This is a genomic window from Salinisphaera sp. T31B1 (genome assembly GCF_040361275.1).
GTDB lineage: Bacteria > Pseudomonadota > Gammaproteobacteria > Nevskiales > Salinisphaeraceae > Salinisphaera.
Map to the genome: position 1 here is coordinate 294,015 of NZ_APNH01000001.1, position 15,239 is coordinate 309,253.

General features: G+C 66.6%; 13 protein-coding genes. 6 read left to right on the forward strand and 7 right to left on the reverse strand.

The features are described from left to right. The first annotated feature begins 16 nt into the window (after positions 1 to 16). The 3 genes from T31B1_RS01330 (at position 17) to T31B1_RS01340 (ending at position 3,388) form a co-directional block, all read left to right on the forward strand. Entirely contained in the window at positions 17 to 886 is an 870-nt protein-coding gene (locus T31B1_RS01330; protein ID WP_353247656.1) for a class I SAM-dependent methyltransferase, read from the forward strand. A 37-nt stretch (positions 887 to 923) separates the two neighbouring features. Then, entirely contained in the window at positions 924 to 2,591 is a 1,668-nt protein-coding gene (argS, locus tag T31B1_RS01335; protein ID WP_502950904.1) for an arginine--tRNA ligase, read from the forward strand. 65 nt (positions 2,592 to 2,656) lie between these two features. Next, positions 2,657 to 3,388, forward strand: coding sequence for an SPOR domain-containing protein (locus T31B1_RS01340; RefSeq protein WP_353247657.1), 732 nt, complete (start codon positions 2,657 to 2,659; stop codon positions 3,386 to 3,388). 145 nt (positions 3,389 to 3,533) lie between these two features. Here T31B1_RS01340 and T31B1_RS01345 read toward each other — a convergent pair whose 3' ends face one another. The 3 genes from T31B1_RS01345 to uvrD form a co-directional block, all read right to left on the reverse strand. After that, positions 3,534 to 4,661 (reverse strand): transporter substrate-binding domain-containing protein, encoded by a 1,128-nt coding sequence (locus tag T31B1_RS01345; protein WP_353247658.1) that lies wholly within the window; start codon positions 4,659 to 4,661, stop codon positions 3,534 to 3,536. A gap of 201 nt (positions 4,662 to 4,862) precedes the next feature. Continuing rightward, positions 4,863 to 5,873: a DUF3187 family protein gene (locus T31B1_RS01350; RefSeq protein WP_353247659.1), complete on the reverse strand. Its 1,011-nt coding sequence runs from the start codon at positions 5,871 to 5,873 to the stop codon at positions 4,863 to 4,865. A gap of 105 nt (positions 5,874 to 5,978) precedes the next feature. Continuing rightward, positions 5,979 to 8,138 (reverse strand): DNA helicase II, encoded by a 2,160-nt coding sequence (gene uvrD / locus T31B1_RS01355; protein WP_353247660.1) that lies wholly within the window; start codon positions 8,136 to 8,138, stop codon positions 5,979 to 5,981. A 135-nt stretch (positions 8,139 to 8,273) separates the two neighbouring features. On the opposite strand from uvrD, the gene T31B1_RS01360 reads away from it, so the two are divergent. Then, a complete protein-coding gene (locus tag T31B1_RS01360; RefSeq protein ID WP_353247661.1) occupies positions 8,274 to 9,053 on the forward strand; it encodes a M48 family metallopeptidase in 780 nt (259 codons plus the stop codon). Between the two features lie 167 nt (positions 9,054 to 9,220). After that, a complete protein-coding gene (rbp, locus tag T31B1_RS01365; RefSeq protein ID WP_353247662.1) occupies positions 9,221 to 9,493 on the forward strand; it encodes an RNA-binding regulator in 273 nt (90 codons plus the stop codon). Between the two features lie 132 nt (positions 9,494 to 9,625). Here the strand turns inward: rbp and T31B1_RS01370 are convergent, their stop codons facing one another. Together T31B1_RS01370 and T31B1_RS01375 are read right to left on the reverse strand one after the other, a co-directional pair. Further along, positions 9,626 to 10,849, reverse strand: coding sequence for an amidohydrolase family protein (locus tag T31B1_RS01370; RefSeq protein ID WP_353247663.1), 1,224 nt, complete (start codon positions 10,847 to 10,849; stop codon positions 9,626 to 9,628). Between the two features lie 6 nt (positions 10,850 to 10,855). Next, positions 10,856 to 11,863: an ABC transporter ATP-binding protein gene (locus T31B1_RS01375; RefSeq protein WP_353247664.1), complete on the reverse strand. Its 1,008-nt coding sequence runs from the start codon at positions 11,861 to 11,863 to the stop codon at positions 10,856 to 10,858. Between the two features lie 58 nt (positions 11,864 to 11,921). Between T31B1_RS01375 and T31B1_RS01380 the strand changes: the two genes are divergently transcribed. Then, the gene (locus T31B1_RS01380; RefSeq protein ID WP_353247665.1) at positions 11,922 to 12,722 is read left to right on the forward strand and encodes an endonuclease/exonuclease/phosphatase family protein; all 801 of its coding nucleotides are present in this window, start codon (positions 11,922 to 11,924) and stop codon (positions 12,720 to 12,722) included. Here the strand turns inward: T31B1_RS01380 and T31B1_RS01385 are convergent. Together T31B1_RS01385 and T31B1_RS01390 are read right to left on the reverse strand one after the other, a co-directional pair. Then, entirely contained in the window at positions 12,719 to 14,167 is a 1,449-nt protein-coding gene (locus tag T31B1_RS01385; protein ID WP_353247666.1) for a phospholipase D-like domain-containing protein, read from the reverse strand. The two genes, T31B1_RS01380 and T31B1_RS01385, sit on opposite strands and share 4 nt — an antisense overlap. A gap of 11 nt (positions 14,168 to 14,178) precedes the next feature. Then, a complete protein-coding gene (locus T31B1_RS01390; RefSeq protein WP_353248721.1) occupies positions 14,179 to 15,009 on the reverse strand; it encodes an ABC transporter ATP-binding protein in 831 nt (276 codons plus the stop codon). Positions 15,010 to 15,239 lie beyond the last annotated feature (230 nt).

Sequence of the window (15,239 nt, forward strand, 5' to 3'; positions counted from 1 at the left end):
GGCATGATCGACGACCATGACATCCAACGATGATAATAACGGCACGGTCGGCAATCCGCGCGTCGGCCTTACCGGCTATGTCACGGCCAGTGCCTGGGCCCGCTACGGGTTTGCCGAATCCGGCCGTTTCGATAGCCGACGTGGGCGGCTGCTGTTCGGCCTGCTCCGGTTCGGCTGTCGCGCCATCGCGCCGATCTCACCGCCGGCGGGCGCGTTCGCCCGCTCGCTGTACTGGCGTCACCGCTGGTTTTCCGACTGGGTCATGAAGTACCGTCCGCATCTGGCGATCGAGATCGGCGCCGGGCTGTCAGGGCGCGGCCTGGCCCATGCGCGTACTCATCCGACGTGTCGCTGGGTCGACTATGACCTGCCGCACATGACCGACGCGCGACGCACCCGCCTACACGGACTGTCGCTGCCGGCCAACTACGATCTGCGCAGCGCCGACCTGCTCGGCCCTGCGATCGGCGCCGAGTTGAGCCCTCCCGATCCGCTCGGCGCCACCTGCGTGCTGCTGGAGGGCGTGATCGATTATCTCGACCCATCCGAGAAACAGCGGGCGCTGTCCCGCATCGCCACCCTGCTGGGCCGGCTCGGCGGCGGGCGTCTGCTCATGGATATTCATCCGGCTGCGCGGCTGGCGGCATTCGGCACTGGCGCGCAGCTGATGCTTGCCGGCCTGAGAGGCATCAGTGGCCGCGATCTGGCCGGTCAGCTGTTTGTCGATGTGCCCGAGGCATTGTCCATCCTTGGCGACTGCGGTTTCGAACACGCGACACAAGTGGACGACGTCCGCCTCGACGGCGCCGATCGGGCACCGCCGGCCGCGCATCGAGCCTTCTGTCTGGTCGAGGCCACCGTAGCCGCTCGCACCGACGCGCGTTAGACTGCGCGGTCATCCGAGCCCGCGAGCCCTTGCCACCGTGAAACGTCTCTGCCAAGAATTGCTGGCCCAGGCCGTCGCAACCGCCTGGCCCGATCTGGATACCCCCGACGCACCGCACGTCGAGCGCACCCGCGACCCGGCTCACGGCGATTTCGCCAGCAATATCGCGATGACGCTCACCAAGACGCTGCGCCGCAATCCGCGTGAGATCGCGCAGGCTATCGTCGATGCGGTGCCCGCCGACGAACGGATCGCGCGGATCGAGATTGCCGGCCCGGGTTTTCTGAACTTCTTTCTCACCCCGGCGGCCTTTCGCGGGGCCATCGACGAGATCCTCGATCACGGCGCAGCCTATGGTCGCTCGGATGCCGGACAATCCCGTCGGGTGCTGATCGAATTCGTCTCGGCCAATCCGACCGGCCCGCTGCACGTCGGTCACGGACGCGGGGCAGCGGTCGGCGACTGTCTGGCCCGGCTCTATGAGGCGACGGGCTGGGAGGTCACCCGCGAGTTCTATTACAACGATGCGGGCGTGCAGATCGACAACCTGGCGCATTCGACACAGGCTCGTTGTCGCGGGCTGACACCGGCCGATACGCAGTGGCCGGAGGCGGGCTACCGGGGCGAATATCTGGCCGATGTCGCCGCGGCCTACATGGCCGGTGAAACGGTCACGGCCGACGACCGCGAAGTCACCGCGCGCGCCGACCCCGACGATCTGCAAGCCATCCGCGAATTCGCGGTCGCCTATCTGCGGCGTGAACAGGACGCCGATCTGCGCGCCTTCGGCGTGCATTTCGATGTCTACTCGCTGGAGTCGTCGCTGTATGCCGACGGCCGGGTCGAGGCCACGGTCGATGCGCTGGTGCGCGCCGGGCACACCTACGAAGCCGAGGATGCGCTCTGGCTGCGGACCACCGCCTACGGCGACGACAAGGACCGGGTGATGCGCAAGGCCGCCGGCGGCTATACCTATTTCGTGCCGGACGTCGCCTATCACCGCGCCAAATGGGAGCGTGGCTTCACCCGTGCGATCAATGAACAGGGCGCCGACCATCACGGCACCATCGCACGTGTGCGCGCGGGTCTGCAGGCGCTGGATATCGGCATACCCGAGGGCTGGCCCGACTACGTCCTCCACCAGATGGTCACCGTCATGCGCGGCGGCGAAGAGGTCAAGCTGTCCAAACGGGCCGGTTCGTACGTGACCCTGCGGGAGCTCATCGACGAAGTCGGCCGCGACGCCACGCGGTATTTCCTGGTCGCCCGCAAGCCGGATTCCCAGCAGACGTTCGATATCGACCTGGCTCGCAGCCAGACCGAAGAGAACCCGGTCTACTATATCCAGTACGCCCATGCACGGATTTCCAGCGTGCTGCGCCAGGCCGCCGAACGCGGCTGGACGTTCGATCGCGCCGCCGCGGATATGAGCGGTCTCGACGCGGAACACGAAACCGCGCTGATCCGCACGCTCTCCCGTTACCCGGAGGTGGTGGCTGCGGCTGCCGCCGACAACGCGGTTCAGGCGATTCCGCACTACCTGCGCGAAGTCGCCGATGCATTTCACAGCTACTACAACGCGCAGCCGTTTCTCGTCGAACAGACCTCGCTGCGCAACGCGCGTCTGGCACTGGTGAGCGCGACACGGCACATTCTGGCCAACGGTCTCAGCCTGCTGGGCGTGAGCGCACCGGAGACGATGTAGTCTTCGCGGTTCGGCCACCCCGGCGCTGTCACGGGCCGGCCACTTGAGCAGCAGAAGGGTTTTAGATGTCCCGCGATTATTCCTCGCGCCGCAACGCACCGGCCGGAAAGAGTCGGCGCAAGACGCCGCAGCGAAAGGCCGCTGCCCGGCCCGCGTCGAAGAAACGCCCGGCCGGCTCGGGCCCGCCGGGCTGGGTATGGCTGGTATGCGGCCTGTGTATTGGACTGACCGTGGCCGCCGGGTTCTACGTGTTCGCACGACCGGCCGGTACGCCCATGCGCGAGCAGATCGCGATCACCGCGCCGGAGAATGTCACCGACGAGCAGCGCGCTTCGATGGCCGACGACAACGCCGAGACGGAAGCTGCCCCGGTTCAGAAGGAAGAGGAGCCGCGGTTTTCGTTCTACAAGATGCTGCCCAACTACGAGGTGGTGATCCCGGAAGAGGAATACCCGGACAAGCAACAGACGTCATCGAATACGCATCACAGCACGCCCGCAGGCGAGCCGCCGCCCAAGCCCAGTCGTCCGCAACCGACCACACCCAAGGTCGATGAACCCGGCAACTACATCATCCAGGCCGGCTCGTTCTCCACGTTTGCCGACGCCGACCGTCGCAAGGCCGAACTGGCGCTGCTGGGCGTACCCGCGCAGATCGTGGACGTGGACCTGGCCTCGGGCAAGACGGTCTACCGGGTACAGAGCCAGACGATCACTTCCAGCAGCAAGCTCAACGACACCCTTGGCCGACTGCGTGAAAACCGGATCGATACGCTGGTCATGCGCGCGAAAAACTAACGCCCCGGCCCGCCCCCGGTATACGAGCGACGCCGCGTGGCCCGTGCTCCAATCCGTACAAGACGGGCTGCGCGCCGCCCGCACGGGATCCGCGCCGGCGCCGGAACACACGCCGGCGCCGCCGCGTACCAGGGCGAGCGATCGCCTAGTGCTTGGCGCCCAGATATCGGGTGAGCAGCGCCGACCAGTCGTCATCGCCGAGATACTCGAGAATGGCTCGATTGATCGGCTCGCGCAGGTCACTGCCCTGGGGCAGGGCAAACGCATAGTCCTGGCGATCGAACACCCCTTCCACGACATCCAGCTTGCCGGCATAGCGTTCGAGCACCTCATAGCGTAACAGCGGGGCATCGAAGACCACCGCATCCACACGCCGGGCCGCGAGATCCTCGAGCGCCTGGTCGAGTTCGTCACGGGCCTGGTAGGCAATGCCGCGATCGGTCAGCGCGTCGGCCGCGGCCGAGCCGCTGATGGTGGCCACCCGAGCGCCGGGCAGGTCTTCCACACCGCGGATACCGGAGGACAACTGACCGACCGTCAGCGAGGTAGCGATCGCCGCGGTGAAGCTGGAGATGATGATGATCGCGGCAAACATCCACACCAGGCCGACCACTCGCCCGCCGAGCGTGCGGGGCGACTTGTCTCCATAGCCGACCGTGGTCATGGTCACGGCGGCCCACCAGAAGCCGCTGGCCAGACCGCTCGCCGGACCACCCCCGAACTCCTCGGCGTTGGCGCGGCGCTCGAACAGCCACACCAGCACCCCGACAAGCATCAGCACCACGGCCAGTGCGCCCAGCGCGCTCAAGAACTGCCAAGAAAAGAACCGCTCGACCGTCGACCATACCCGGCTGCCGCCGGCCGGTACCGCGATCGCCAGTCCGGTGGAATAGAACGGATAGGTGAAATCGATCCGCGCCTCGCGCGGCGCGGTCACCGTGAGGGCAGCCACCGAGACATCCAGCTGGCCGTCTTCGAGCCCGCTGAACAGGCCCGGCAACGTGGTCGGTGCATAATCGAAGGTCACGCCGATACGCTCTGCAACCGCCTGCCACAGCGCGATGCTGATCCCCGAATAACGGCCATCGGTGTCGATCACGAACGGCGGCGCTGCCTTGGTCCCCACAGTCAGCTTCGCGCCCACCTCGCTGGCCGGCATGCCTGCATGGTCCGCGTCCGCCCCGGTCTGGGCAAGCGCCGCCACCGAATACAACAACAGCGACAGCACCAGCAGCCATCGGATGCGCTGGCCGATCCGCGTCGAATGGGTCATGGCTTTACTCCCTGGTCGTGAACCGAGCCGATCGCGTTGCGATACGGGCTCTGTCGAGTGGGCGGTCTGCAAGGTCCGCGCATCACCAACAAGAATGAAACGGAACCGGCATGCGCTTCCGGCCGTTGGGGTGAACATTCATCCAGGCCGGTGCTGTCGATCCATTGCGGGCCATTGGCCGCGCGTATCGCCACGGCGGCGCTAGAACCCATGCCGCAGCCCGAGCGCGAAACTCACATCGGGAGAGGCCCCGACGTTCAGATCCTCGATGATGGCCAGAGTCACGCCGGAACGCTCGGTCACCTGCCAATCGAAGCCAAGCGCCCCCTGAACGGCAATCCCCTCCAGCGCCTCCAGACGTGTATCGTCGTAGAACGCGCTGTGCGTGTTGGCCTGGACCTGGACCACGAAGTCCCGGGTCAGGGCATACCCGATCGTAGCCCACCCAAAGCCGACCGTCTGTACCCGTTGGTCGGCGAGCACGTCGCCGGCGCCGCTGTACAAAGCACCGGCTCCGGCGGCCAGACGCCAGTCGGACAGGCCGCTGACGTTGTTGCCGATGCTCGCCCACACGGCCACGTCGGTCGCTCCGCTGCCGGTGAGCCGGCCGGCGTCACCGCTGGGCAGTTCGAGCTGCCCAGCCACGGCCGTGCTCCAGTCGCCGATATCGGCGAGCCGTTTTTTCAACCCGAGCCGCACGTCCCCGAGCCCCGAGGGCGAATCGTGGACATCGAGGGCGAGCCGCCCGTCGCGACGATAACGGAAGGCCTGCTGATCGCGGGGCGCGCGTGAACGGCCGCCGTCGCCAAAACCGAAGGTATCGTGGAAATCGTCGATGAATCCGTCGGCGAACCCCCCGCTGTGGTCGACGAAGGGAATCTCGATGCTTGCCTGCCAGTGATCGCCAAAGCCGCGGCTAAACACCAGCGCAGCACGTGTGGTTTCGCCGTCGAACACCAGCTGTTCCCCGGCGGCCTGCTGGGTGGTGTAGTGACTGGTGTAGTCGAGCGCCAGCCCGGCATGCCACCGGCCGGGCTCGGCCACCGCGTAGCTGTCGGCGCGCGGTAGACCGTGGATGCCCGCCGTCGGCGACTGATCGAACAGGGCAAACGGTCGCGGCGGCGCGCCCGCTGCATCAGGCGGCGCACCGGCCGCCGGCGTCATCGAGCTTACCGCGATCATCGCAGCGGCGATTCGGCTGCATGCCCCCATGCCTGCCTCCCCCTGGCGGATCACGCCGGCCGATGGGCGTCACCCGGATTATCGAATGACCCGACTATAAGCGTTGGCGGGCCGAGACGCAGCCGCCGGCGCGTTTCAGATCGGCTCGAGCTTGGCGTAGCCGGCGATCAGCCACTTGCTGCCGACGTCATCGAAATTCACCTGGATACGGGCACGCGCGCCGTCGCCTTCGAACGCAAGCACCGTGCCCTCGCCGAACTTGCGGTGGCCCACCCGCTGGCCCAGGCTCAGCCCGGCCGCGCTCTGCTCGGCCCGGCCCAGCGCCCCGGGCCGGAACACCGGCTGGCTGATGCCGGCCTGGGGCCGGATCTCGCGCAGATAATCGGCCGGTATCTCGCGCAGAAACCGCGACGGCGCGCACAGATTCTCCGTGCCGTGCAGACGCCGCACCTCGGCATGCGAGATATGCAGCTTTTCCATCGCGCGTGTCATGCCGACATAGCACAGCCGGCGTTCCTCCTCCAGGCCGGCATCGTCCTCGACCGAGCGCTGATGCGGGAACAGCCCTTCCTCCAGCCCCACCATGAAGACCAGCGGGAACTCCAGCCCCTTGGCCGAATGCAGCGTCATCAGCTGTACCGAGTCGTCCCATTCACCGGCCTGATTCTCGCCGGCCTCCAGCGAGGCATAGGCCAGGAACTGGGTGATCTCGTCCATGGTCTCGTCGTCGTCCGGCGTATAGGCGCGCGCGGCCGAGACCAGCTCATCGAGGTTTTCCTTGCGGCCTTCGGCCTTCTCGTCGCCGCCCTTGCCGTGGTAAGCCTTGAGCCCGGTCGCTGCGATGACGTGGTCGGCAGCTTCGTGGAGGCTCATGTCCTCGATCGCCGCATCCAGCGTGTCGATCTGTTCAATGAAGGCCATCACCATCTTGGCCGCGCGCGCGGCCAGCCCGTTCTCCGCCAGATCGAAGGCCGCCTGCCACAGGCTCATCGCCCCGGCCCGGGCATGGCCGCGGATCTTGTCGACCGTCGTCGCGCCGATGCCGCGGGTGGGCGTATTGACGATCCGCTCGAAGGCCGCGTCGTCAGCCCGCGACTGCAACAGGCGCAGGTAAGCCAGCGCGTCCTTGATCTCGGCGCGTTCGAAGAACTTCTGTCCGCCATAGATACGGTAGGAGATCTCCGCGGCGATCAGGCGCTCTTCGAGCACGCGCGACTGGGCGTTGGAACGATAGAGAATGGCGATATCCGAGCGCGCTCCGCCGTCGGCGATCCAGCTCTGGATACGGTTGACCACGTGCTGGGCCTCGTCGTATTCATTGAACGCGCCGTAGACCTCGATCGGCTCGCCGTCGGCCCCGGCGGTCCACAGCTCCTTGCCGAGCCTTGAGAGGTTGTGGCCGATCAGGCCGTTGGCCGCGGCCAGAATCGTGCCCGTGGAACGGTAGTTCTGCTCGAGGCGAACGGTGGCCGCATCCTTGAAGTCGTCCTCGAAGCGCAGGATATTGTCGACCCGCGCGCCGCGCCAGGAATAGATCGACTGATCGTCGTCGCCGACGATGAAGACCTTGCCCTGCGGACCGGCCAGCAGGCGGATCCAGCCGTACTGCAGCGCGTTGGTGTCCTGGAACTCGTCGACCAGCAGATGGGAAAAACGCCGACGATAATGCGCCAGCAGATCGGCGTTGTCGCGACAGGTCTCGTAGGCGCGCAGCAGCAGCTCGGCGAAGTCCACCAGGCCGGCGGCTTCGCGTGCGCTTTCATACGCCGCGTAGACACGGATCATCTGCGCGCGGGCGTAATCGCCGGTATCGGCCAGATCGTGCGGGCGCTCGGCGGCCTCCTTGCAGCTGTTGATGAACCCGGCCATCTGCCGCGGCGGCCAGCGCTGCTCGTCCATCTCCAGATTCTTGAGCGTACGCCGTACCAGCCGGTACTGGTCATCCGAATCGATGATCTGGAACGCCTGTGGCAGTTTCGCTTCCTTGTAGTGCAGCCGCAACAGCCGATGCGCGATGCCGTGGAACGTACCCACCCACATCGCGCGCGCCGGTACCCGCAGCATCGGTTCCAGGCGGGCGCGCATCTCGCCGGCCGCCTTGTTGGTGAAAGTCACCGCCAGAATCGATTGCGGCGAGACGCCCTCCACGCCGATCAGCCAGGCGATGCGGTGAATCAGCACACGTGTCTTGCCCGATCCTGCCCCGGCCAGCACGCGCATGTGTCCGGGCGGGCCGCCTACAGCTTCGCGCTGGGCTTCGTTCAGGCCTTCGAGAATCGTCGATACATCATCCATGGCGGGATTGTACCCAAAGCCCGCCACGGCCCGTCGTTCATCGACACGCAAGCGTTGTCGCGACACACTGTGGTCGATCCAGAAATGGCGGCCTATGGAACCGCCGGTGCCGAACCACACGAGAGAGACACGACCATGCGCCGTCTGACCGCTGCCCTCGTATTCACCCTGCTGCTGGCCGCTTGTGCGACCTCACCGACCGGACGCAGCCAGCTACAGCTGTTTTCCGAAGACACCATCGCCCAGATGGGGGTGAAGAGCTATCAGCAGATGAAGCAGCAGGAACCCATCGATACCAGCACCGCCGATAACCGGTATGTGAAGTGCGTCGCCGATGCGATCACCCGCGTGACCGGCGGCGAATGGGAAGTGACCGTGTTCAAGGACGACCAGGTCAACGCGTTCGCCCTGCCCGGCGGCAAGATCGGCGTCTACTCCGGCCTGCTGGATGTGGCCAAGAACGACGATCAGCTTGCCGCGGTGATCGGTCACGAGGTGGGCCACGTGCTCGCCCACCACGGCAACGAACGCATCTCGCAGCAGTACGCCACCCAGGGCGGGCTGTCGGTGGTGTCGGCCTTTCTCGGTAGCGGCGGTGGCGGCGCCGGCAGCCAGGCCGTGATGTCGGCGCTGGGCCTGGGCGCCCAGGTCGGCATCCTGCTGCCATTTTCGCGTACCCAGGAAAGCGAGGCGGACCTGATCGGGCTGGAGTTGATGGCGCGCGCGGGCTTCGATCCGCGGCAGTCGGTCCAGCTCTGGCAGAACATGGCGGCCGCCGGCGGTGAGCAACCGGCCGAATTCATGTCTACCCACCCGTCGGATCAGACACGCATCAACAACCTGGAAAGCCATATGGCCAAAGCGGTCGAGCTATACCAGCAGGCGCCGAATCACCCGAACTGCCGCAAGTCTTAACCCGATTTCGAATTTTTTTTCAACTAGCCTCTTGCCGGGCGACCAAACTTATGTAGACTCCGGAAGGGTACGGCAATGCCGTCCTCCGTTGGTCTTAGTTTGGTGTCATTGACGAGTCCGGACGGTTTTCAAGAAAAAATGGCACGGTATCGCTAGGATCAGTTGAGATGAATATTTACGTAGGCAACCTGTCGTGGAACACCGACGACGACGAACTCCGCGGCGCTTTCGAGAGCTTCGGTGAAGTCTCCTCGGCCAAGGTGATCATGGACCGCGAAACGGGCCGTTCGCGTGGCTTCGGCTTCGTGGAAATGCCCGACGACAGCGCCGCCAAGCAGGCCATCGACGGCATGAACAACAAGGACCTCGGCGGTCGCACGCTGCGCGTCAACGAAGCGCGTCCGCGTGATGATCGGCCCCGTGGCCCGCGTCGTTTCTAAGCCCAGACGCTGACGACATGAAAGCCGCCTCCGGGCGGCTTTTTTTTGGCCGCCGTATGGCGTTCGCGGGGCTCGCACCCACCGCCGAACCGGTGCACGACTGCACGCGCGGCGCGTGTGCCCCGATTCGGATCACGACGACGCAGTGAAAAACACCGCGTCCGGCAGCGTCAGCGTGGTGCCCGGCAGATGCATCTGACGCATGAGCACGAAGGCGAACAGCAGCGGGTTGACGTCATAGATCTGACGCAGCGGCTCGATCAGGCCCGGATCGAGAAAACCGGCATCGGCCAGACCGGCCAGATCGATCGCACTGGCGATCGCCGGCGACGGATAGCCGCTGGCATATCTCAGATGCTTGAAGAACTGGGGATGCTGGAGCAAGGGCTCGAGCACCTGCTCGGGCTGGGCGCCGGCAACCACGCCTGACAGCTCGATGTGCAGCTGCGCCGCGAGCGCCGGCTCGCGCAGCAGCGAAAACAATGCCGGCATGAGGGATTGGCCGTCGTCGTCGACGACTTCGTCCAGCCGGACAACGACATCCACACCGGCCGCCAGCGGCGCACGCAACGCATCGACGCCGATCCAGCCGCGGCTGCCGTTGTCCGCCCGGGCCCCGCCCAGCGGTAGATACAGGCTCAGCCCGAGTTCCTCGATCCGCTTGTAGAACGCCTGGGCCGACGGCCCGGCCGGGTCGAAGCGCTGGGCGATCGGTTGCCAGACCACACCGGCCGCGCCCGCCTTCGCCCAGCGCGTCAACGCATCGAGCGCGTCCGACCGATCAGGGTGGATCGAGACCACGAAATCGAGCCGATCGTCCGCCTGTTCGGCCAGCCAGGCCACATATGCGTTCGCGACGTAGCCGACGCTGGCGGCGTCGTCGCGTCGACCCTGACGGTCGTAGACCGCATCGCGGGCGAACAGTCGCGCGCGATAGTCGACCGGCATACTGCGCATCTGTCGCAGCAGGCGGGCCAGATATTCGGCATCGGCCCGCCCGCCCGGGCGTATGCCGGCGGCGTGATCTCGCACGCGCTCGGCGATCCAGGCCAGTGGTGTGGCGCGCCGGTCACCGGCCGCGGCCGCGTGCCCGGCATCCACGCCGGGGGCCAGACGCTGGCCGTTCGGCAACACATCGACATGCGCATCGAGTACGCCACGCGGGTCGGCATCCGCGAACGACGCATCGACCAGCGCCTGTGCGGAGTCGCCCAGAACCCAGGGCGCGTCTTCCGGCGCATGGGTCCAGGCGCCCGCCACGCGATCCAGCACGGCCTGCCAGCCGAACAGCCCCAGCACGGCCAGCGCAGCCAACACCAGGGCAACCACTGACACTCGCTGGAAAAATGCCCGCATCGCGGATCAGGCAAGCGCCCGACGATCGGCCGCGATCGCCTCGGCGTAATGACAGGCCACCTGCGAGCCCGACGCGAACCGGCGCAGCGCCGGGACCTCGCTGGCACAACGAGCGTCCGCCCACGGGCAGCGGGTCCGAAATACGCAGCCCGAGGGCGGATCAGCCGGCGACGGCAGCTCGCCCGGCAGCCGGATACGCTCGCGCCGGCGCTCCAGCGCCGGATCCGGGCGGGGAACGGCCGACAGCAATGCGCGGGTATAGGGGTGGGCCGGCGTATCGAAGAGCGTGTCGGTCTCGGCGCGCTCGACCACGTGACCGAGATACATCACGGCCACGGTATGACTGATCTGACGCACCACCGCCAGATCGTGGGCGATGAACAGCACGGCGATGCCGAACTCGGCCTGCAGGGTCATGAGCAGTTCGACGATACGGGCCTGGATCGAGACATCCAGCGCCGAGACGGGCTCGTCGCAGATCAGCACTTTCGGCTCGACCACCAACGCACGGGCGATGCCGATTCGCTGGCACTGGCCGCCGGAGAACTCGTGCGGATAGCGATTGATCTGGGACACCGACAGGCCGACCCGCTCGAGCATCGATCGCACTCGTGCCTGGCGCTGCGTACGGCCGAGCTCGGGGCGCAGATGCCGCAACGGCTCGGCCACGATCTGGCCGACGGTCATGCGCGGGTCGAGGCTGGCCAGCGGATCCTGGAAAATCATCTGAACGTGGCGTCGCACGGCTCGCCAGGCGCCCGGCGAGCCGGCGTCGATCGCACGGCCGTTCATGGATACCGTGCCGGCGGTCAGCCGCGTCATGCCCACGGCCGCACGGGCCAGCGTGGACTTGCCGCAACCGGATTCGCCGACCAGCCCCAGGGTGCGCGACGCCGAGAGTTCCAGACTGACGCCATCCACGGCACGAAGCGTTTCGCCGCGACGCCAGGGCCGCGGCGCCACCAATGGGAAATGGACTTTTATGTCGCGCAGCTGCAACAGGGCATCGTTCATGCCGGGTCAGCCGAAAGTCGGCTCATCGGGATCAGAACTTCGATGGTACGCTGGGCACGTGGATTGTCCCAACCGTCAGACCGCACCGGCGCTGTCACTGCTGAGCTTCAACATGCAGGTCGGCGTAGGCACCAAGCGCTACCGCGAGTACGTCACGCGCGGCTGGCGGCATGTATTGCCAAGCCAGCAGGTCCGCGACAATCTCGAGCGTATCGGCGAGCTGCTGGTCGGCCACGACATCATCGGTCTGCAGGAGATCGATGCCGGCAGCCGGCGCAGCCGCTACGAAAACCAGATAGAGCAGCTTGCCGAGCACGCCGGTTTTGCGTACTGGCGGGTTCAGGTCAACCGCAACCTCGGCCGTGTAGCCCAGCACGGGTTGGGCCTGATCAGCCGCTACACACCGTTCCAGGTCTCCGAACACAAACTGCCCGGCCGCCTGCCCGGTCGTGGCGCGCTCATCGCTCGCTTCGGCACCCCCGACCACGCCTTGACGGTCGTGGTGACTCATCTGGCGCTGGGTGCGGGCAGCCGTGCACGTCAGCTCGCCGCGATCTGCGAGCTGGTCGCCGACGACGAACACGTCGTGGTCATGGGCGACACCAACTGCAGCGCAGCGGCCCTGCTGGCCGATCCGGCGCTCGCCGCCAGCGACCTGCGCGTCTACGACCGGTTACTACCGACGTTTCCGAGCTGGCGCCCGCGCCGTGGCATCGATCACATCATGGTCTCGGCGAACCTGCCGGTGACCGATGCGGCCGTGGTCGATGCGACCCTGTCGGACCATCGGCCGGTTCAGATGCGTCTGGCGTTGCCCGACGCCCTGTCGCTGGCGCTGACCAGCCACCCGCGCGACTAGAAATACGGCGAGAACAGCCAGAAGAACGAATCCCGCATGCGCGCGGGCCAGCGTCTGCGCCGCAGCTCGGTGAGACTGTAGCGACGGCTGTCCTGGATAATCGCCAGAATATGCTCAGCCAGCGCCGGCACGCCTTCGGCGTCGAAGATCTCGATGGCCAGCTCGAAGTTCAGCCGGAGACTGCGCGGGTCCAGATTGGGCGAGCCGACCAGCGCATAGTCGTCATCGATGACGAACAGCTTGGTATGGGCAAACGGCGGCGGCCGGTAAAAGATCTTCACGCCGCGGGCCATCAGTTCACCGAGCCCATGCCGGGAGGCCCATTCGACGAACGCCAGGTTGTTCTTCGACGGCAGCACGATCGATACATCCAGCCCGCGTAACGCGGCCGACTGCAGCGCGCCGATCAGCGCCGGGCCGGGCAGAAAGTACGGCGTCATGATCAACACCCGACGCCGCGCCGCGGCCACGGCGGTCTGAATCAGGATCGCCAGCCGCTCGGTGTCGCGGGTCGGCCCGTTCTCCACGGTCCGACAGGCGGCGTTGCCGATCGCCGGCAGATGGCGGTTGTGGATGGCGGTCTGGCGTCCGGTCGCGAACGCCCAGTCGGACAGAAAGACCGCCTCGATCTGGCGCACGATGGGCCCGCGCAGACGAAAATGCAGATCCTGCGTACCGCCGGGCCGTCCGGCCAGATGTCGATCGCCGATATTCATCCCGCCGGTGAAGGCAATCCCGGCATCGGTGACCAGGATCTTGCGGTGATTGCGCAGATTCAGCCGCAGCGACGGCGGAAGCAGCCGCGGCGGCAGGAACCGGGCCGCACTGACGCCGCGCCGGTTGAGCAAGGGCACGGCGCGCCAACCGGGCCAGGCATAGTATTCGCCCACGCCGTCGACCAGCACCCGTACATCCACGCCGCGTTCGGCCGCCCGCGCCAGCGCGGCAATGAAGCGCTTGCCAAGGCGATTGGTCTCGAGAATATAGGTGGTGAGATAGACGAAACGCCGGGCCCGTTCGATGGCTTCCAGCATCGGCGGATACGCCTGCTCGCCGTTTTGGAGCACATCCACTCGGTTGCCGCCGACCACCGGCCAAGCCGACAAGCGGTCGCCCGCCGCGGCCAGCCCGTGCCGGCGCCGGTCGAGCAGATCGCTGTAGTCGCGCAATTCCGCATTGGCACCGGGCCGATGCGCGCCCAGCCCGTGGCGTGACGCCGCATCCAGCCGTCGGGCGCGAATCCGCACGCGATTGACGCCGAACATGTAGTACAGCAGGGGACCAACCGGCGGAAACAGCAGCGATACGCCGATCCAGCCGAACGCACTGCTGGGGGTTTCACGCGAGAGCAGCGCATGTACGCTCGCAGCCAAGGCACTGCCGGCCACCACAACCACCGTTGCCCAGAAACGCAGCGCAGACAGAATCTCGGGCGCGATATCCATGCGCTGCCGGCTCAGCCGGCCTGATCGATGCGAGGGCGGGCATGCGGCGTCTCCAGGCGCGGCACCGCGGCCAGCAGGGCCCGTGTGTAGTCGTGGGCCGGCGCGGCGAACACTTCGTCCACATTGCCCCGTTCGACGACCTGACCGGCGCGCATGACCAGCACCTGCTCGGTATGGCCTGCAACCACTCCCAGATCGTGGGTGATCAGGATCAGCGCGGTATTCGTGCGCGCGCGCATTGCGTCGATGAGTTCGAGGATATCGGCCTGCACCGTCACATCCAGCGCGGTAGTCGGCTCGTCGGCCACGAGGATGTCCGGCTCACAGGCCAGCGACATGGCGATCATCACCCGCTGGCGCATCCCCCCCGAGAATTGATGCGGATAATAGCGGATACGCCGCGCCGCATCGGGAATCCGTACCGCCTCCAGCATCGCGACGGCCTCTCGGCGCGCCGCCGAACGCCCCAGACCGCGATGACGGGTGAGCACCTCCGTCATCTGGGTGACGATCCGCAGATGCGGGTTGAGCGCGGTCATCGGGTCCTGGAATATCATCGCGATACGTGCCCCGCGCACCCGGTTGAGAACACGCGGCGCGGCGCCGAGCAGCTCCAGCGGCTGGCCGCGCTCGCCAGCCAGCCGCGCACTGCCGCTCACATGGGCGTTGGATGCCAGCAGTCCCATCAGCGCCAGAACGCTCTGGCTCTTGCCTGAGCCGGATTCGCCGACAATGCCCAGCGCCTGGCCCGCCGCCAGCGAGAAATCGATACCGCGTACGGCATCAATCTGGCCGTCCGGCGTGTCGAACACCACGTTGAGATCGGCGACGTCGAGCAGCATCGGCCCAGTGTAAGTGAATCGGCCGGTCTCTGACGTGCAGGATGCACCGAGATCGAGCATTCGGTGCGCATCGGCGGGTCGGGGCAGCGCCCGAGACCGCCGGTACGGCGCTGCGTTGCCATCCCGTACCACGCCGAAGGGCCGGTGCGCCGGCGCGAGTCCAAACACACCGGCGCGAATGGCCATTCTGCGTCGGTTATTCGGCGACCCGGCCCGGGGCCTGTCTGACC